At 43.3% G+C, this 18,554-nt stretch carries 14 protein-coding genes; 4 read left to right on the forward strand and 10 right to left on the reverse strand.

The genetic code is table 11. The annotated features are described in order from the left end of the window. Positions 1-21 precede the first annotated feature (21 nt). Both AAEY79_RS09815 and fmt read right to left on the reverse strand, forming a co-directional pair. Entirely contained in the window at positions 22-1,596 is a 1,575-nt protein-coding gene (locus tag AAEY79_RS09815; RefSeq protein WP_025651983.1) for a transcription antitermination factor NusB, read from the reverse strand. Positions 1,597-1,662: 66 nt separating this feature from the next. Further along, entirely contained in the window at positions 1,663-2,754 is a 1,092-nt protein-coding gene (gene fmt, locus AAEY79_RS09820) for a methionyl-tRNA formyltransferase (protein WP_025651984.1), read from the reverse strand. A gap of 231 nt (positions 2,755-2,985) precedes the next feature. Between fmt and AAEY79_RS09825 the strand changes: the two genes are divergently transcribed. Next, the gene (locus tag AAEY79_RS09825; RefSeq protein ID WP_201567487.1) at positions 2,986-5,904 is read left to right on the forward strand and encodes a response regulator; all 2,919 of its coding nucleotides are present in this window, start codon (positions 2,986-2,988) and stop codon (positions 5,902-5,904) included. A gap of 125 nt (positions 5,905-6,029) precedes the next feature. On the opposite strand, the gene AAEY79_RS09830 is transcribed toward AAEY79_RS09825, so the two are convergent. From AAEY79_RS09830 to rpmH, 8 genes are all read right to left on the reverse strand, one after another. Next, on the reverse strand, positions 6,030-6,704 hold the full coding sequence (locus AAEY79_RS09830; protein WP_352288171.1) for a riboflavin synthase: 675 nt from the start codon (positions 6,702-6,704) through the stop codon (positions 6,030-6,032). A gap of 419 nt (positions 6,705-7,123) precedes the next feature. Next, the gene (gene ribD / locus AAEY79_RS09835; protein WP_352288174.1) at positions 7,124-8,209 is read right to left on the reverse strand and encodes a bifunctional diaminohydroxyphosphoribosylaminopyrimidine deaminase/5-amino-6-(5-phosphoribosylamino)uracil reductase RibD; all 1,086 of its coding nucleotides are present in this window, start codon (positions 8,207-8,209) and stop codon (positions 7,124-7,126) included. 38 nt (positions 8,210-8,247) lie between these two features. Next, a complete protein-coding gene (gene nrdR, locus AAEY79_RS09840) occupies positions 8,248-8,724 on the reverse strand; it encodes a transcriptional regulator NrdR (RefSeq protein WP_025651988.1) in 477 nt (158 codons plus the stop codon). A gap of 122 nt (positions 8,725-8,846) precedes the next feature. Further along, the gene (mnmE, locus tag AAEY79_RS09845) at positions 8,847-10,292 is read right to left on the reverse strand and encodes a tRNA uridine-5-carboxymethylaminomethyl(34) synthesis GTPase MnmE (protein ID WP_201567481.1); all 1,446 of its coding nucleotides are present in this window, start codon (positions 10,290-10,292) and stop codon (positions 8,847-8,849) included. Between the two features lie 173 nt (positions 10,293-10,465). After that, a complete protein-coding gene (gene yidC, locus AAEY79_RS09850) occupies positions 10,466-12,157 on the reverse strand; it encodes a membrane protein insertase YidC (RefSeq protein ID WP_025651990.1) in 1,692 nt (563 codons plus the stop codon). A gap of 219 nt (positions 12,158-12,376) precedes the next feature. Then, positions 12,377-12,751 carry a membrane protein insertion efficiency factor YidD gene (yidD, locus tag AAEY79_RS09855; protein ID WP_025651991.1) on the reverse strand — a complete coding sequence of 125 codons (375 nt, stop codon included), beginning with the start codon at positions 12,749-12,751 and terminating at the stop codon, positions 12,377-12,379. Position 12,752: 1 nt separating this feature from the next. Further along, a complete protein-coding gene (rnpA, locus tag AAEY79_RS09860) occupies positions 12,753-13,124 on the reverse strand; it encodes a ribonuclease P protein component (protein ID WP_025651992.1) in 372 nt (123 codons plus the stop codon). Between the two features lie 185 nt (positions 13,125-13,309). Next, positions 13,310-13,444, reverse strand: a complete 135-nt coding sequence (gene rpmH / locus AAEY79_RS09865; RefSeq protein ID WP_007394757.1) for a 50S ribosomal protein L34 — start codon at positions 13,442-13,444, stop codon at positions 13,310-13,312. Between the two features lie 611 nt (positions 13,445-14,055). Between rpmH and dnaA the strand changes: the two genes are divergently transcribed. From dnaA to recF, 3 genes are all read left to right on the forward strand, one after another. Continuing rightward, complete coding sequence (dnaA, locus tag AAEY79_RS09870) at positions 14,056-15,501, forward strand: chromosomal replication initiator protein DnaA (protein ID WP_025651994.1); 1,446 nt, start codon at positions 14,056-14,058, stop codon at positions 15,499-15,501. A 205-nt stretch (positions 15,502-15,706) separates the two neighbouring features. Continuing rightward, entirely contained in the window at positions 15,707-16,882 is a 1,176-nt protein-coding gene (gene dnaN / locus AAEY79_RS09875) for a DNA polymerase III subunit beta (RefSeq protein ID WP_025651995.1), read from the forward strand. 194 nt (positions 16,883-17,076) lie between these two features. Next, entirely contained in the window at positions 17,077-18,291 is a 1,215-nt protein-coding gene (gene recF / locus AAEY79_RS09880; protein ID WP_025651996.1) for a DNA replication/repair protein RecF, read from the forward strand. The last annotated feature ends 263 nt before the right edge of the window (positions 18,292-18,554 follow it).

Below are 18,554 nucleotides of genomic sequence, written 5' to 3' on the forward strand. Positions count from 1 at the left end.
AAAACGGTTTATTCAGCAGTTTTATGCCATTGTCTTATGAAGCAACGCATAATAGAAACCATCGCCACTCGCGCTATCAATCGGCAAGCATTGACGACCAATTGCTTGTTCGATACCCCAACTGCAATCGTCGGTAAACTCAATCGCTACTGCATCATTATGATGCGTGATAAAGTCCTGCATTTGCTCGACGTTTTCTTGCTTTAAGATAGAACAGGTCACATACAGCAGATAACCACCAGCTTTGAGTTGTGGCCATAGATTGTGCAAGATGTCTGCTTGCAACAGTGCCGTTTGCTCGATGTCTTCTTCGGTACGAAGGATACTGATATCAGGATGGCGACGAATCACACCAGTCGCGGTACAAGGGGAATCGAGTAATATTGCATCAAAGACGGGTTCATTGGTAGCCGCTTTTTTGTTTTTTCCATGCTGCCATCTGGTCGCATCCGCACAGACGATATTGAGTGCGACACTTTTCTCTGCTTGCTGCAAATCGTGCTGACTTAGATTTAAGCGCTGTAAATTCTCACGAATACGCTCAATACGTGGTGCTTCGTTATCGATAGCTGTTACTTTGATATCAGCAGTCGCAGACGACGTTTCAGCATTATCTCGTTTCACGTGAAACAATGATGACTCGTTCTTAGAACTTATAAGCTCTAACCAGTGAGCCAATTTACCACCAGGTGCCGCACAAGCATCTAGAATATGTATCTCATTATTCGTATTTTTCGTATTAGATTTTTCAGCACTAAGCTTAGCCATCAATGCTTGATTAATAATCGGTGCAGCAAGTTGCGCATGCATGTCTTGTACGCTAGCAACCCCTAAAGCAAACTCAGGCAAAGCGTTAACGGCAGTGCTTTGATGTAGCCGGAGACCTTTGGTTGATAGCGTTGTAGCAGCGGCAGACTCTGACGAGCTCGCTACCTTAAAACCAGTCGTTAGCTCAACGATGTCTGCATCAATTTCTGCCCCATCCAACGCATGCTGATAATCCTCTACCGAAGTAACCGCCGAGTTCACTCGTAAAAACATCGGTGCTGGCTGGCGCAAGCCTTGGGTCAGCTCATCATACTGCTCGCTCCAATCTTGCTTAAGCTGATAAGCGAGCCAATTCGGTAGGCTGTGTTTTTTATCGCACTTCTTACGGAATTTGCTTGGATTCTTGGCGACTTTGCGCAAAATAGCATTCACCAAACCAGTAGAATGAGCAAACTCAATTTCCTTTGCAGCCTCAACAGTTTCATGAATCGCCGCATGGTCAGCCACCTCTAAATACAGCAACTGTACTAAGCCTACTTGAATGGTGGTACGCACCTCAACCTCATCAATAGGGTTGTCTGCTAAAGTATCGAGCAAACGTGCCAACGCATGCCACTGGCGCAATGTCGTGAGCAGCAATGCATGAGCAAAGCCTTTGTCACCATCATGCAAACTATTCAATAATGGATCAAGGACGCTTGAGAGCGACTGACCGTTTTGAATAGCCAGTAAAGTGCGGATCACGCGTACGCGCACGCTGCCATTCATTATAAGGTTGCTTGACGGTTTGAGCTTGTTGTTTCTTGGCGCAGTGCTGGTTTGTCTCATTAAATTTGATTTCCTTGACGCCTAATCGATAGCGCCTTGTGCAAGTAGGTTAAATATAAGTAAAAATTAGTTTGATTCTTTAGTGAACTGGTCACCATCATTTAATTGGTTGCCATGGCAAATTTGCTCGGCGGTCATCGGCTTACCACCCGCAAACTGTAAGTCGGTGATGGCTAAAGTGGCGGCTGATGATTCAGCTTCACTCTCTTTACCACAAGCGACTAGAATCGCTTTGCGGCCAACGCTCACCACAGTACCAGCAGGCTCATTGGTTTGCTGCGATGCATTCACAGGCAAACTGGCCAATATTTTGACCCGCTGACCTACCAAAAAAGTATAAGCGCCCGGCCATGGCGTCAGGCCACGAATTTGGCGTTCAATCTCCGTGGCGGATTGCGTCCAGTCGATTTCGCCTTCGGTTTTGACCAGTTTTTCGGCGTAATTGGCTTTACTGTCATCTTGAGCTACGGCTTGCGCTTGATAAGGTACCAAGTCTTGTAGCACGGTACTAATAGCTGCCGCGCCCAGTTCAGCCATCTTATCATGCAGGCTCGTGGCGGTATCATCAGCATTAATAGGAGCGCTGACTTTGTAGATCATATCGCCAGTATCCAAACCTTTATCCATTTGCATAATGGTAATGCCGGTCTCAGAATCGCCCGCCAATAAAGCACGATGAATAGGCGCTGCACCGCGCCAGCGTGGCAACAATGAGGCATGAATATTTAGACAACCATAAGTAGGCGTGGTCAATACACCAATCGGCAATATCAGACCATAAGCCGCAACAATCATGATATCTGGCTGATAAGTGCGCAAAGTCTGACGCGCAGCCATGCCTTCGGTGCTAGATTTTTTAAAGGTAGCTGGTTGTTCAACCACAATATCATTGGCCAAAGCAACTTGCTTGACCGCAGACGCTGATAGCTTTTGCCCGCGACCTGCTTTGCGATCAGGCTGTGTATAGACCGCGACAATCTCTATATTAAGTGTGTCCTGCTGGTTGATAAGCGACTCAAGGCTGACAGCAGCAAACTCAGGCGTACCCGCGAATATCACTCTTAAGGGAGCGATACGCTGCTGCTCAGCAAGCGTAGATGTCTGTTGCGGCTGGGTAGAATTTGTAGACAAATCAGAGGTGGAAGCAATTGTGGTCATAGTGGTGCATTATGTATGATTAATTCGTCCATTATAGGTGAGTTTACGACGTTGTGCCATGATTGTAATAGTGACAATCCAGCGTTACTAATGACACTATTTATCTTTATAATAGTAAAAAGCTCAGCTACTTATTCATAAATAAGCCAGAGCACGCAAACCTGTCAGATTTATCATTATTTTACGATCTGCCATCATGCCGACTTATTGTCGACTTAGGGTCATGCTTTTATGCAACAGTTTCAGTCTTTACAGCGCTTACTGCTCTTTTATACGTTGACACTATTGACCATGTTGTCACTGTACTACTTTGCGTTGTTTGACGATATTAAGACAGACAATAAGCAGCGGAGTATAGATACCTTTGAAACATTGCAGCATGCCGTTACTGAACACGCGCAGCCCCTAAACTCTGAAATCCAAGAAATACTGAGCGAGCCGTCTTTTGCAGGCATTAGTTATCAGATCATTTTTATGATGCCATCAGGGCAGACTCATATCCATCGTTATGTCCGTCCTAATGAGCGTGCATTTCCCACCGTCACCTTTCCTAATGTCATTACCTCATTGCCCTCTGATAGCAACAACTACGGCGCCTATACGCTCAACCCTCGCAACTTAACAGGAACGATTGAACTTGAGAGTGGTCATAAGCTCTATATCATATTGCGCCATAAACCCCTTGAAATAGACTGGATCTCCTATCGCTACTGGCTACCGCTAATGACGGCGATCATGTTCTTTATTATGGCGTTACTTTATACATTAAATCGCCAGACTAACTGGCAACAACTGATAGTTTATACCGATAATTTAAGTGCCAAAGCAAAGGATGCTTATTTGCCACCGCCGTTTGTTGACAAAAAATCGACGTCTGAGTTTTTGCGTCTAGGTCACGCGCTCAGTCGTATCAGTTACCAACTTCATAGTAACCATCGACGTATACAAACCTTGCAACATCGTCTTGAGCGTTTGGTTGAGCAAGCGCCGTTGCCGATGGTCATGATTATGCGTCACGGGCAGATTAGCTTTTTTAATCAACGTTTTGAGCGAGTATTTGATACATCATTCCAAAGTGATACCACCTACCAATTAACAGATTTTGTCTCAGCTGACGATGAATCGGTTCAGCTCCTGCTCCAAAAACTCTCTAGCTTGCGCGTTACCCGCACTCTAAACGTTCGCGGTATAGAGAACCAGCAAGCCTATCAATTGCATATTACCCCATGGTTTGGCGAACATGGACAAGTACATGGCTTTACCGTGCTACTAAATAATGTCAATGAGCTTGTCAATCAGAACACTCAGTTGCAGCAAAAAAATCAACAGCTACAAGGCAAGATTGATGAACTTAGTGAGCTTAAACCCGCGATATATCACGAGCTGCATCAACCACTAGAGACGATAATCGACACCCTTGAAGCCGTCAATACTGATACTTTTTCTATCCAGCAGCATACTGTATTACAGACGTTAACGAGGTCGAGCGACGCGATGTTGACGAGTCTTAATGACATGCTGGGCATGGAAGAGATTGACGTCAAAAAAACGCACCTTAAGATTGAATCTGTTGATATCTATAAACTGGGACAACACATCAATGACTTAGTCATAGAGGATGCACGGCGCCAAGGGCTTGAGCTGCTTTATTTTTTTGATCCTGACTGTCCGCGCCATATTGACACTGATCGCAAACGCCTTTGCCAAGTCTTACTGAGCTTACTGGATAACGCCATCACCTCTACTCTTGCAGGCTCTGTTTCCCTAACGATCGAAGCCTTTGCTGACGCAGCTTTACCACTAAGCGTCAATGACAGTGTACTGGTTACCAATGACGACATGACAGCAAAAAACCCGCATAACTGGGTAAGGTTTAGCCTGCAACATACAGCTGTAGATAACACTTCGCGCAAACAAACACCGCCGCTTACTTACGTTAAGCAAACTGATGTTGCAGCTAATGACCAAATACAGCAACCGCTTGTGCAGGCAAATCTTGCACACACCAAAGCCAATACTTTTGCGCAATTATTGGGCGGCTTCCTTGAGTCAAATAGCTCGGATAATGACTGTAGCACCATCAATTTGTATTTGCCTTGTCGTCGTCCAAGTTATCAGCCGGTCTATCACCTTAATGAGCAATTGACCAAAGTCCATCTGATTGCAGTAGTCAATCAAACGCTTGGTGCTGAGCATTTGCAACGTTTATGTGACTACTTATCTATACCAGCTTCTATTTATACCACTATCAATAGTGCAACTATTAAGCAGTTAACAAAACAGCTCGCAAAAGATGGGCAAACACTGGCACCCGTTCTGCTGTTAGATTATGAATATTATGAGAGCAACGCAATCGTATTCCCTAAGCCAGCAGCAGGGGACGATAAAAACATCAATGATAGTAGACGCAAGAGCTTGAGCCGCTTATTGGCTAATATCTCGCTACCAACGACACTATTGAGCATGAAGCCTGAGCGCCGCATTCCTTCTATGCTATTAGATCAATGCGATGGTTTTTTGGCTAAGCCACTAGACAATGCTTTATTATTATCTGAGCTGCTGCGTTTGACACTACCAGTCAGGCAGACGTTGGTAACCGCACAAAGCACTGATACTGACAAATTTGATACCGATAATCTTAATAATGATAATCTTGATAATGATAATCTTGATAATGATAATCTTGATAATGATAATCTTGATAATGAGAGTCGGGCGCTGGTCACCGAGGTAGATGGCGCTACCATAGATATTTCTGACCACAAAACTACCAACGAGACCGCGCCACCGCTTATTTTGGTGGTAGAAGACAGTCCGACCAATCAAAAAATAGCGTGTAAGATATTAACCAAGCTTGGCTATCGTACCGTGGTCGCAGAAGATGGGCAGCAGGCGTTGAGTCAACTGCAAGCGCAGCATGAAGAGATTGCTCTTATTTTGATGGACTGCCGGATGCCGGTGATGGATGGCTTACAAGCGACCCAAGCGATTCGTGCGCAAGGGGATGATATTCCTATTGTGGCGTTGACAGCGAATAATACTGCAGAGGATCGCGATGCTTGCTTTGAGGTAGGCATGGATGAATTTTTGACCAAGCCTATCGATAAAAATAAGCTGCAATCGGTATTACAGAGTCTTATTAAAGATTAGGGCGTGCCCTCATTTCATCGTTATCAAAATGAAGACATGCCCTAATAGGTATCTTTGACACTCGCGATTTAAATTGGCTTGCAATTTAAACCAGAAAGAAAGTATGTATTGATAAATGTCACTTACTATCTCATAAAGCCGTTATCTGCTAAAAATGTCTCAGTGATGTTACTTGGTGCATTTTGCGCTGTCGCACTTGCAGTTTGTGGCTTGGTTAGCAACCGCTCTAAATAGCGCGCGACAATATCCACTTCAACATTAACCTTATCGCCTACCAACCAATGCTGAGCAATATTGGTAACTTGTGCGGTATGCGGAATGATATTTAAAGAGACGATATTGTCGCGTACCAAATTCGTCGTGAGACTAATACCGTCAAGCGTAATCGAACCTTTGGTCGCTGTATAATGCGCCAACGCTTGCGGTATTTCGATCTCAATATAGATAGAGCGCGCGTCTTTTTGCAATTTACACACGACGCCGACACCATCGACGTGACCGGCGACAATATGACCACCAAAACGGGTGGTGGGCAACATCGCCTTTTCTAGGTTGACGATATGACCTGGTTTTAGCTCTTCTAACGCTGTATGCGCAATTGTTTCACGTGAGACATCAACCGAGTAATGATTGCTGCCAAAATCCACAACCGTCAAACAAATACCATTAGAAGCAATAGAGTCACCCAGTTTCACATCACTGAAGTCTAAATCATCAGACTCTATCGTCAAGCGTATGTCACCGCCTGTAGGCTGCATGGATTTGACCTTTCCGACACTTTCTATAATTCCGGTAAACATATCAACCTCATCTCATTATTATATTGCCGCGATAGACAACGTATTAGTATGTATTAAGAAGGCGTTTGTCTGCCTTTATCTTTTGGTGAAACATGCGTTTATTTTAAGCACACTATGGGATAAGTTGTGGATAAGTAATGAAAAATCAACCCATACACCGTTAAAAACCTAGCTTTCTGTTAAGTTATCCACAGTAGAGCAAAGTCTAAGAATAAACCTGTAAATACTTAAAGACTAATAATAAGTAATTGATTTTAAAGGATTTAATATATATTCTATATAAATTAAGGTCTTTTTGGTTTCATGTGAAACAAAGTTATACACAGTTTCATGTGAAACATCACCTGAATTTACTAACTTATCCACACTTAGCACATATTTAGTACAGACTGTGAGCAAGCTGTTTATAAGTGTTCATTTCATAAAGGCAATAAGGTCAGTTTAAGATCAGCACCAACTTGTTCATAACTGTCGATATCAAAACGCAGCTGCTGCGCTAACGATAGCGGATTAAAGTTAACCATCGGGCGCGCCTGTGCGCCTAATAAACAAGGCGCTTGATAAACAACCAGCTCGTCGACCAACTGCTGGCTCAAAAAACTGCCTGTTACGCTAGCACCAGCTTCAACCAATACTTCATAACACTGATGCTCGCTGACTAAATTGTTTAATAACGCAGTTAAGTTATCCTCATGCCAATAAATCGTATCCGCTCGACGGCATAACTGATAATCAGACTCTACGCTGTGCGCTAAGCGCTGACGCCTATCGAGTACGACAACCTTGGGAGCAGGAACTTGCTCAAGCGCTATACCTAACTGGTTTGAGCGTACATTTAATTGAGGATTATCAACGATGACGGTTTCGCTACCTGTAATAATGGCGCCACTGCGGGCACGTAGCTTTTGCACATCCTCGCGAGCAGCGGCACCTGTAATCCACTTCGACTCCCCTGTCGCCATCGCCGTACGACCGTCAAGACTGGTGGCTATTTTAAGCCGTACATAAGGCATCTGGGTACGCATCGCCTTCAAAAATCCGCGATTTAAGGCTTCTGCTTGCTGCGTTAATACACCAATAGTGACGTTGATGCCCGCCTCTTCTAGTAAACGCACACCACGACCAGCGACTTGTGGATTGGGATCTAAACCTGCAATCACTACCCGCTTAACACCCGCAGCAATCAGCGCAAGCGCACAAGGCGGCGTACGACCTGTATGACTACACGGCTCCAGTGTCACATAAGCGGTTGCGCCTACTGCTCGCGTACCAGCCTCTTTCAGCGCAAATACCTCGGCATGAGGCTCCCCTGCTTTCGGATGAAAACCTTGACCAACGATGTCTTCTGCCTGAACAATGACACAGCCTACCGCCGGATTGGGCCTAGTAGTATAGAGACCATGCTTACCCTGCTCGATAGCAAGCATCATAAAATAGCGGTCTTGGGCATCTTGTTCATGGTTTGAAAATTTATGATTTGAGATTTTATAGTTTGAAAGCGTCATAAAGAGGGCACACTTAATAAAAAAATAGCTAATAAAGGCTACTTAACATTGTCGTCCGTTTTTTCGCTGGGACGAATGTTAGCAATTTCTTGGTGAAAGGCATCGATATCTTGAAAATCACGGTACACACTGGCAAAGCGTACATAAGCGACGTCATCGAGCGTCTTAAGCTCGCTCATAATAATCTCACCTAAGACTTTGCTGCTAATTTCGCGCTCACCCATTTGCCGTACACGCTTTTCGATACGACTAATCATTGCCTCTTGCTCATCAATGGTAATGGGACGTTTTTGTAGCGGCAAGAGTATAGAGCGGCGCAGCTTTTCGTTATCGTAAGGCTCAATCTTACCGCTTGATTTGATAATTCTTGGCATCACCACCTCTACCATCTCAAACGTGGTAAAGCGCTCTTGGCAACTATTACAGGAACGGCGGCGACGCACTTGCGCCCCTTCTGCTGCAAGCCGTGAATCAATTACTTTGGTCTCTGACGCATTACAATACGGGCAATGCATACTATTTTCCTTGTCTTAATACATTAAAGGCGGCAACATTAAAGCCATATTGAAGCGCTAATTAGGATGAATGTATGAAACTTTTTAACCATTATTTTCCAATAGAAAAAGACTTAACAAAGCTATTTACCAATACAGAAACTGCCAAAAATTTTACCCAGTAAATCATCAGCGCTGAACTCACCAGTAATCTCACCCAAACTATGCTGAGCTTGACGTAAGCTTTCAGCCACCAATTCACCGGCTTGAAAGACGGTTAGCTGCTCGTGCGCTTCTGTCAAATAATTTGCCGTGCGCCTGAGTGCATCCAAGTGCCTTGTACGGGCAATAAGACTGTTTTCGGGCGGATGGAAACCCACTTTAGCACACAACGCTTCGACCAATGTATCGATACCAGCGCCTGTTTCACATGAAACATTGACTTGTTCATAACCACGATTCTTTATTTCGATCTGTGAAGCAGAAAGTGTTTTTTTATCGCTATTATCATTTAATAAGTCGCTTTTATTGGCAATGATTAATAGCCGCTTAGCCTCTGGGAGCTTGCCAAATAACTGCTCAGCCAACTGTAATGGCGTACTCTCTTCTTCAAGGTCACGAGTAACGTCATAGACCATCATCAGCATATCAGCTTGCGTAATCGCGGTACGCGCGCGCTCAATACCAATACGTTCCACCGTGTCTTCAGTATCGCGTAGACCAGCCGTATCGGTTAAATGTAGCGTTAGGCCGTTGAGTACCACAGTCTCTTGTAGCGTATCGCGTGTGGTGCCAGCGACGTCAGTCACAATAGCGCGCTCTTGCCCTGCCAAACGATTTAGCAAGCTTGATTTGCCTGCATTCGGTCTGCCTGCCAATACCACATGGATACCATCGCGTAATAGCTGACCTTGTTTTGCGGTCGCCAAGACTTGCTGTATTTTTTGCTGCGTTTGCTCAAGATTGGCTTGTATAACACCATCGGATAAAAAATCAACATCTTCCTCGTCGGGGAAATCAATCGCCGCTTCAACATGTAAACGCAGATGAATAAGCTGCTCAAGCAATTCATTGATTTTTTGTGAAAATTCACCGCTCAAGGAGCGTATGGCACTACTAGCGGCAGCAGCACTGGTCGCATCAATCGCATCAGCGATAGCCTCTGCCTGTACCAAATCCAGCTTATCGTTATCAAAAGCGCGGTAAGAAAACTCGCCAGCACTGGCTTGTTTGGCACCCAATTCGAACACGCGCGCGAGTAACTGATTTTGCAAAATCATGCCGCCATGCCCTTGTAGCTCAATCACATCTTCACCAGTAAAGGAATGTGGGCCCTTAAAATACAATACCAAGCCTTCGTCAATGGTCGTGCCATCAGCCTGATAAAAACGGCAGAAGCTGGCCATACGCGGGGTAAACGCCGACTTACCCGTGAGCTGACAAGCGATAGCATAGGCACGTGCGCCTGACAGACGAATAACCCCAACACCCCCGCGCCCAAGCGGTGTAGCAATGGCGGCAATGGTAGCCAATCCAGATGAATCAGTTGGGGCTAACGCCGCTTTGACAGAATCCACACTTATTCTCATTAACTAAAAACTCCATTATAGACGGCTCGGCGCAGGCTGACAAAACAAACTTTAAATAGCGGTATTTTGCGCTTTTTAACACGTATCAACATAAGCAAACATTAGGTTTGACGTATAAAAAAACCACCGCTTGTGCGATGGTTTTATTCATTATAAAGCAGACTGCTTGTTGCTTAATCAAGCACCTTGACGGTACGACGCTTTTGCTCTTCGTCGACTTTTTTATTCACAATATATTGCTGAGTCATACTAAACAAGTTGTTCACCGTCCAGTATAGAACCAGACCTGCTGGGAAGAACAGCATGAAAGCGGTAAAAATAATCGGTAAAAACTTCATTACCTTGGCTTGCATCGGATCAGCGGGCTGCGGGTTTAGCTGCTGCTGTATAAACATCGACGCACCCATGAGCAATGGTAATATAAACCATGGATCCATCGCTGATAAATCCTGAATCCATAAGATCCACGGTGCATGACGCAACTCAACACTTTCAACCAGTACCCAATATAACGCTAAGAAAATCGGCATTTGCATTAAGATAGGCAAACAACCCGCCATCGGATTGACTTTCTCTTCTTTATAAATCGCCATCATCTCTTGCGACATTTTCATACGATCATCGCCGTGCTCTTCTTTGAGCACTTTGAGTCTTGGTGCAATGGCACGCATCTTCGCCATTGAGTAGTAGCTCTTGTTTGAGAACCACATCAGCGCAATTTTAACCAAGACAGTCAGTAGAATAATTGACCAACCCCAGTTACCAATGACTTTATGAATGCCTTCCAAGATAGCAAACAAGATTTTTGATATTGGCCATAGCAAGCCATAATCGACAGTTTTGTTCAAACCAACTGCCACATCTTTGAGCTCAGACTGTACCTTTGGCCCAGCATATAGCGTTGCATTTAACGTCACTTGCTTGTTTGGTGCAACATTGACTGGCTGACTGTTGAAGCCGATAAAGTACTCATCAGCCGTTTCACGACTGAAGAACTTACCCGTGAAGTTTTCAGGCGTCCATGCAGAGACAAAATAATGCTGCACGATGCCAACCCAACCTTTATCACTGGTCGTAGTCAACTCACCATCACTAAAGTTACCAAATTTCAGCTTATTGTAAGGATCATCAGGGGTGCCCCAAGCGCCGCCCAAATACGTCGCCATGCTTAGCGCGCCTTTGTCAGACATGCCAGGATCTTTACTATCATCACGTTTTAACTGAGCAAACATCTGCCCTTGCCAAGCAGCGGCAGAGGCATTTTGAATTTGATAACTGATATCAATCGGATATTTGTCTTGCGTAAAGGTAAAGGTCTTAGTAATCGTCACGCCGTCTTTTTTATAAGTAAGCGGTACAGATAACGTTTGCTGCCCTTTTTCCATGACGTAATTATTAGCAGTATGACTGTAATTGGCACGACCTTCTGCGGTGTCAATACCATCTTGACCAATCAGGCCAGACTGAGCCACATAGACGCGATTACTATTATTTTCTAACAGTACAAAAGGCGTCTCGCTATCGAGCGTCGCGTTATACTGCTTAAGCGCAGCATAAACGATATCACCGCCTTCTGGATTGATTTTTATATCATAGCGATCAGTGGTGACTGTGATCAGCCCAGCATCTTTCGCAGGGGTAGCCGTCACAATGCCGTTATCGGCTGTCACGTTATCCACCGTCTGTACCGGAATATCACCTGCTGCGCCAGTCGTAGAGGGAATATCAGCACCCACTGACGTTGCAGCTTCTGATGCCGTGTCTACAGCTGGTGCATCGGCATAATCATCTCGCCATGCCAAAATCAGCAGATAAGCGGTGATTAGCATCGCAATGATGATCATCACCCGAAATATCTTTTGCATAAACCTTTCCTAGATTAAAAAATTAGGGAATGAAAAATTAGGGCATGTGTCATGACCACAGATCGCCGTTATCTATTAGCGCTGTGACAACGTACTAGCAGTCATTTACATAAAATGTGCATCATTTTACTAAAAATCCACCCTAAATGATACCAACAGTGTGGATAACTTGTGGGTAACTCAATAGATATCCACAAGTTATCCAGTTACTAACACGTTTTACGGCTGTCTCATCATATGGTTTAGGCGAGAAACATAGCTTGTAGTGTCTTTACCAACATATAAACCTTGAGCTTTAACAATCGCTAGCTCGATAGGGGATAAATATTGATAGAAATAAGAGGATAAGGGCAGCGGTACAAAATCGATGCCGTGGCCGCCTAACGGATGACAGCGGCTAATACGTTTTAACAAAAGCCAACTGCCTGACCAGACACCATGCCACGCTACCGCTTGTTTACCATAATTAGAACAAGTTGGATAATAGCGACAACGGGCAGGGATAATTGGACTTATTATCTTTTGATAAAAATAAATAAAATAATAAATCAAAGAAAATAAATATTTATTTATTTTTAAAATAATGAAATTCATTTTATTTTTTTTCTATTTTTTTAAAGATATTATTTATCTCATTTATTAATTCTTTATTATCTAAATCTTTAATAGATTTTTTAACAATGAAAACAATATCCTTGTTTTCTAGTTTTGCATATTTTACGCGGAACTGCTCACGTATTTGACGCTTGATTAAATTTCGCGCCACCGCAGTAGGTACTTTACGCTTGGTAATAGCCATACCGACTCGCGGCTGCTCGTGAGCATTGGTACGTATAAAAGCCATCAAATGGCTCTGGTGCAGCTTGCGCTCTGGGGCATCAAACACCTCACGGAAAGCTGCAGGCGTCAGCAGGCGTTGCTGTTTAGTGAAGCGGGCGGTCAAGGTAGCTGGAGCAGTATTGGACATAGTACAACCTAGTATCAGAGCGGGTGACAATATCAGAAGAATCATAAAATATAGAGACAAAAAAAGCGCCGATGTGGGCGCTTTTAATATATGGCTACGTGTCAGTTGTGATGATTGACTATCGCAATCTATAAATAATAGAAACACAACAAGCACTATTAGCCATGCTCATCGTCATCTACTAATTATACAGTAAGACGATGACGTCCTTTAGCGCGGCGACGAGCTAAGACCTGACGGCCTTTTTTAGTTGCCATACGAGCACGGAAACCGTGAGTACGTTTACGCTTGATCACGCTTGGTTGGAATGTACGTTTCATAACTCACCTATCAAAATAATGGACTAAATTCGTAATAACGGAGGATTATACCACCGCATAGTATCTTGGTCAATGAACTAATTTAATCGATGTTTAGATGAGTAGAGTACATCGTCTCTAAAGCCGTTTTTCTGATTACTCTTGCATCATCAATCTGTGGCTAGTGAATCCAGTTTAATTCCCTAGAAGTCCTTCTTTGTTAATTTAAACTTTTGAAAGTTATCCACAGAAATCTTTGAACTCTATAATAATTAACTATTAATATATATAAGTATTGTTGTTATTGGGAGGCCTATTATCTGTGGTTAAGTCAAAATTACCCTTTATTATCAAAATACTAGACTATGGGTAACCCTGTGGACAACCTGTGGGTGGAATATGGATAACTCGTGTTGTTAACTTATCCACAAAACTATCCACAGCCTTATCCACAAAAAACAGGATGTTATCCACAGGGTATTGTGTTAGATTAACACCCTACTTGATATGTGATTTTGCGTATTCTCTAAGAGCATTTTTGAGGTGATATTCATAGGCAATATGGATGTTGGTTGAGCAGTTATGCCGTTTAGGGCATTTTATTATTTCAGATTATGGGGTTATTATTTTTCATGATAGACACAGCAACTATTTGGGATAAGTGCCTAAACGATTTGCGTTATAACGTCAAAGATAACGTATTTACGATGTGGTTAAGACCCTTATCAGCCCATCAGGAAGCGCAGACGCTCATTATTCTTGCACCGAACGATTACTTTGTAACGTATATCAAAAAAAACCATTTGCAAGATATTCAGCAGCTGGTGGCCAAGCACAGTCAAGGTAGTATCGAGGAAGTGATCGTGCGGGTCGATAATGCAGGTCGTGAGTCGAACGACAATAATCAGTCGCAGTCAGGTTCGCTATTTGTAGAAGATAACCCCTCCCCTCCCCCTGACGAGCACAAATTTGAATCCATACATCAGAATAATGCGCGCGCAGATATCGATGCCAACATGCGTCATGCTACCCTAGCAGAATCTGCTGATGCCAAATCATTAAGCTATCTAAATCCTGATTTTACCTTTGAGACCTTTGTCACTGGTAAGTCTAACAACCTTGCGTACAAGGCTTGTTATGAGCTTGGTAAGCGTCAATCAAAGAATCGTCACAATCCTTTATTTATATATGGTCCTTCAGGATTGGGAAAAACTCATTTAATGCATTCGGTAGCGCACCGCTATTTAAAAAACAATCAAAGTTTTTATTATTTCACTTCTGAAAAATTTATTAATCAATTGGTTTATTCATTAAGAAATAATAAAATAGAAGATTTTAAAAAGAAAATAAAAAAAGTAGATTTATTAATTGTAGATGATATTCATGTACTAGCAGGAAAGACCAAGAGTAGTAATGAGTTTTTAACGTTATTTGCGGATTTTACCAGTGGTGACAAGCAACTGATTTTGGCATCAGATCGTCATCCATCGCAGATGACGGAATTTGATGAACGTTTTAGATCGCGTTTTTCTTGGGGTTTGACGGTGGCTGTTGATCCGCCTGAGATTGATACACGAGTACAAATCTTACAGAAAAAAGCAGCATCACACGGCATGACGCTCCCTAAGGAATGCGCTTTATTTATCGCTCAAAACGTGGTGTCAAATGTCCGTCGTTTAGAAGGTGCTCTAAATCAAGTATTTGCCAATGCTAACTTGACGGGTGCACAGATTACTCTTGAAATGGTGCAATACGCGCTAAAAGACATCGTCGCGATGCGGGTGCAAGCCGTCAATATGGATAATATCCGCAAAGTGGTCGCTGAATACTACGATGTGACTATCAAAGACATGATGGGACGCAAGCGTACGCGTAGTATTGCTAGACCACGGCAAATAGCCATGGCATTATCACGTGAATTGACCAGCGATAGCTTTCCGGAGATTGGACAGTCTTTTGGCGGACGGGATCATACGACGGTTATGCATGCTTGTGATAAAGTTAATGAGCTACGCGCCGCCGACCCAGCGTTTGATAAAGATTACAAGACACTTGCTCTGATGTTACAAGCAGGTTAAAGCTATATGTTACGATTAATTTTAGGCTGTAGCTACGCTATTTTTAGGCCGTGGTTACACTGTATTTTAGTCGGTTGATATGGTTTATAATATTGCGAGTACCAACCGGCAGATACCTTGTGGATTATCGTCAGTAGACAGGGTATTATTAAGCCATTATTTTACATCTATATAAAAAGAATCATTCAAATAAGAGTAACCAAGCATGCAATTATCGATTAATCGAGAGTCGTTATTAAAAGCTATTAACTTGATCGCCAAGGCCGCTGACAAACGTCACAATATGGTTATCTTGGGTAATATCAAGCTACAGTTGTCTGAGTCAGCGCTTATTTTGACAGCCTCTGACTTAGAGGTAGAGCTGACATCGACGTTGAAATTGCCTGCTGGTGCTTGTGTTGAAGCAGGAACAACCACTTTACCTGCGACAAAACTGAGAGATATCTGCAAATCCTTACCCGCACAAGCACAAGTTACGCTTGCCACCCAAGAAAACGAGCGTTGTTTGCTGACGAGTGGTAAGAGCCGCTTTACCTTGGGTACATTGCCTAGTGAAGATTATCCAAGCTTGGGCAATCCCGAAAATATCACGCCGTTGACCATTAGCCGTAGCCGTTTGACGGATTTGATTCATAAAACCCAGTTCGCCATGGCCATTCAAGATGTGCGCTATTATTTAACTGGTATGCTGTTTGATGTTTCACAACAGCAGCTAACCACCGTTGCAACTGATGGACATAGATTGGCATTGGCGCGTAGTGTCATTGATGTCAGTGCAGATTTGAATATGCAAGCCATCTTGCCGCGCAAAGCGGTGATTGAGCTTGAGCGTTTGGCTTCTGAGCTTGGTAAGATGTTGGGTGATCAAGATAACGCAGTGACGCTAAGCTTTGGTCGCGAGTTTTTGCAAGTAAGCTTGCCGTTCGGTGAAGTGGATAGTGCAGGGCAGGTGAGTGATAATCTAATGGTGACCTTTACCGCACGTTTAATCGACGGTAAGTTTCCTGACTATCGTCGCGTCATGCCAAGCAATACCGATAAATTGGCCTTATTTAATCAAGAAAAAATGACAGATGTGCTACGCCGTGTCGCGATTTTAAGTAACGAAAAATCACGTGGCGTCGTCTTTAATTTCGCCAGCGATGGTATGGTGGAAGTACGCGCTAATAACGCTGAGCAAGACGAAGCGGTTGAGATGATACAAGCTAAGTATCAAGGTGAGCCGATGGAGCTGTCCTTTAATGCTGCCTATTTGCAAGATGTGCTAAGTGTCATCCAAGGGGATCTGCAAATGCATATGAGCCAATCTAACGCCTCAGTACTAGTAAATCAGCTAAATGATGAATTCCATCAATATGTCATCATGCCAATGCGTATATAGTGCTTTTTTTTGTAGAAAACGGTGCAGTTAGACGGTAGCACTTGTCCAGTGAGACGAGGTCGCTGTCTTTGTAGTATTGTTTTTAAGCCCGTTTTCATATTTAAAACTAACCTCTGCAACCTCGCAAAATCTATAATTAATTAAACTTTTGCCTGCTAATAATCGGATGGTAAAAATAGGCGGCTGTCGATATTATGATTGAACGTCTACAAATTTCACACCTACGTAACCTCAGTCAAGTCAATCTACCTGCCACTGCTTGCAACGTCATTATCGGCGCGAATGGTAGTGGTAAAACCTCGCTATTGGAAGCGATATTCTTGCTATCACGAGGTAAGAGCTTTCGTCATCACCAGCCTAAACGCTATATTCAGCACCATCAAAATAGCGCAACCGTACATGCTAGACTCAGTGATAGCAGCACTTTAGCGATTCAAAAGCAAGCTGATGCGACGACGATACTACGTCTTAATCAAAGCACCGTTTACAATCAAAGCATCTTAACCGAACAGCTCCCCACACTATTAATAGATCCCTCTACTATGGATATGTTAGAGCAGGGCAGTGCCAGTCGTCGGCAGCTGTTGGATTGGTTGGTGTTTCACATGAAACAAGGCTTTCATCCGCAATGGGTAGCTTATCAACGGCTATTAAAACAGCGCAATAGTTTGCTAAAAAAATCACGCCACTTGACCCAAGTTCAACTTGCTGAGCTTAGAGCATGGGACAGAGGTCTGAGCAGTCATGCGGCACTTATCCATCACTATCGCGAACGAATATTTAGCGAATGGCAGCCTTATTTTGCTCAAAGCATTGCTCAGTTATTGCCTGCTTATGCCGAGCAATTGAGCTTGAGCTATAGTGCCGGTTACGACACCAGTGTTGCGCTCGATGTACAGCTTAATGAGCGCTTAGAACAGGATTTGCAGCTGGGCTATACCCGCATCGGTAACCACCGTGCCGATATTCATGTCCATTGGCGCTCTAGCGAGCCGCTAGCCATACATGAAGGGCAGGAAACTAAAAACACGACAGTAGAAGGCGATATACACACGAAATTGCCCGTTTTAAAAGAGCAGGCCGCTAATGTGTTATCGCGCGGTGAAAAGAAGCTATTGATTACCGCATTGCGCTTATCACAGTTGCCGCTGCTACTTAATACTGAAAAAGATGCGGATATCTCTAACAATGATTTTAAATCGCGAGTGACGCCCGTGGTATTGTTAGACGATATCACTGCAGAGCTTGATGATAGGGCGATTGAGATTTTATTGTCAACGCTAGCGCAGCTGCCTTGTCAAGTATTTATGACCAGTTTGACCGATGATATCGTACCGCTAGTCAATACATTATGGTCAAAACCTAATATGTTTCATGTGAAACAAGGTCAAATTTCTCCTGACAACTAAGCATAAATATTGATATTTTTGTTTTAATTCCTCCTCGTCAACTTTGCATTTCATCCATAATTTACCCTCTTATTTTTCGGTAATTCTTACCGACTTAAAATACCTGATAGATAACGATAAAACTGCCAGTAAACAGTGACTTAGAAGCAAAAAAATGCTAAAATAGGGCTTTATTTTTGTCCTATTCTCAGTAAGTTATCTTATGGCGTGATATAGAGTTTTTTTATTATCTATAAAATTCTAAGTGGCTGATAAATATGTGT

The sequence above is a fragment of the Psychrobacter sp. GW64-MNA-CIBAN-0177 genome (assembly GCF_040309585.1).
GTDB classification, from domain to species: domain Bacteria; phylum Pseudomonadota; class Gammaproteobacteria; order Pseudomonadales; family Moraxellaceae; genus Psychrobacter; species Psychrobacter okhotskensis.

What these genes read in the sequence shown, in the direction of transcription:
- AAEY79_RS09815 (WP_025651983.1), bottom strand. Translation starts at nt 1,596, where the DNA reads ATGAGACAAACCAGCACTGCGCCAAGAAACAACAAGCTCAAACCGTCA.
- fmt (WP_025651984.1), bottom strand. Translation starts at nt 2,754, where the DNA reads ATGACCACAATTGCTTCCACCTCTGATTTGTCTACAAATTCTACCCAG.
- AAEY79_RS09825 (WP_201567487.1), top strand. Translation starts at nt 2,986, where the DNA reads ATGCAACAGTTTCAGTCTTTACAGCGCTTACTGCTCTTTTATACGTTG.
- AAEY79_RS09830 (WP_352288171.1), bottom strand. Translation starts at nt 6,704, where the DNA reads ATGTTTACCGGAATTATAGAAAGTGTCGGAAAGGTCAAATCCATGCAG.
- ribD (WP_352288174.1), bottom strand. Translation starts at nt 8,209, where the DNA reads ATGACGCTTTCAAACTATAAAATCTCAAATCATAAATTTTCAAACCAT.
- nrdR (WP_025651988.1), bottom strand. Translation starts at nt 8,724, where the DNA reads ATGCATTGCCCGTATTGTAATGCGTCAGAGACCAAAGTAATTGATTCA.
- mnmE (WP_201567481.1), bottom strand. Translation starts at nt 10,292, where the DNA reads ATGAGAATAAGTGTGGATTCTGTCAAAGCGGCGTTAGCCCCAACTGAT.
- yidC (WP_025651990.1), bottom strand. Translation starts at nt 12,157, where the DNA reads ATGCAAAAGATATTTCGGGTGATGATCATCATTGCGATGCTAATCACC.
- yidD (WP_025651991.1), bottom strand. Translation starts at nt 12,751, where the DNA reads ATGAATTTCATTATTTTAAAAATAAATAAATATTTATTTTCTTTGATT.
- rnpA (WP_025651992.1), bottom strand. Translation starts at nt 13,124, where the DNA reads ATGTCCAATACTGCTCCAGCTACCTTGACCGCCCGCTTCACTAAACAG.
- rpmH (WP_007394757.1), bottom strand. Translation starts at nt 13,444, where the DNA reads ATGAAACGTACATTCCAACCAAGCGTGATCAAGCGTAAACGTACTCAC.
- dnaA (WP_025651994.1), top strand. Translation starts at nt 14,056, where the DNA reads ATGATAGACACAGCAACTATTTGGGATAAGTGCCTAAACGATTTGCGT.
- dnaN (WP_025651995.1), top strand. Translation starts at nt 15,707, where the DNA reads ATGCAATTATCGATTAATCGAGAGTCGTTATTAAAAGCTATTAACTTG.
- recF (WP_025651996.1), top strand. Translation starts at nt 17,077, where the DNA reads ATGATTGAACGTCTACAAATTTCACACCTACGTAACCTCAGTCAAGTC.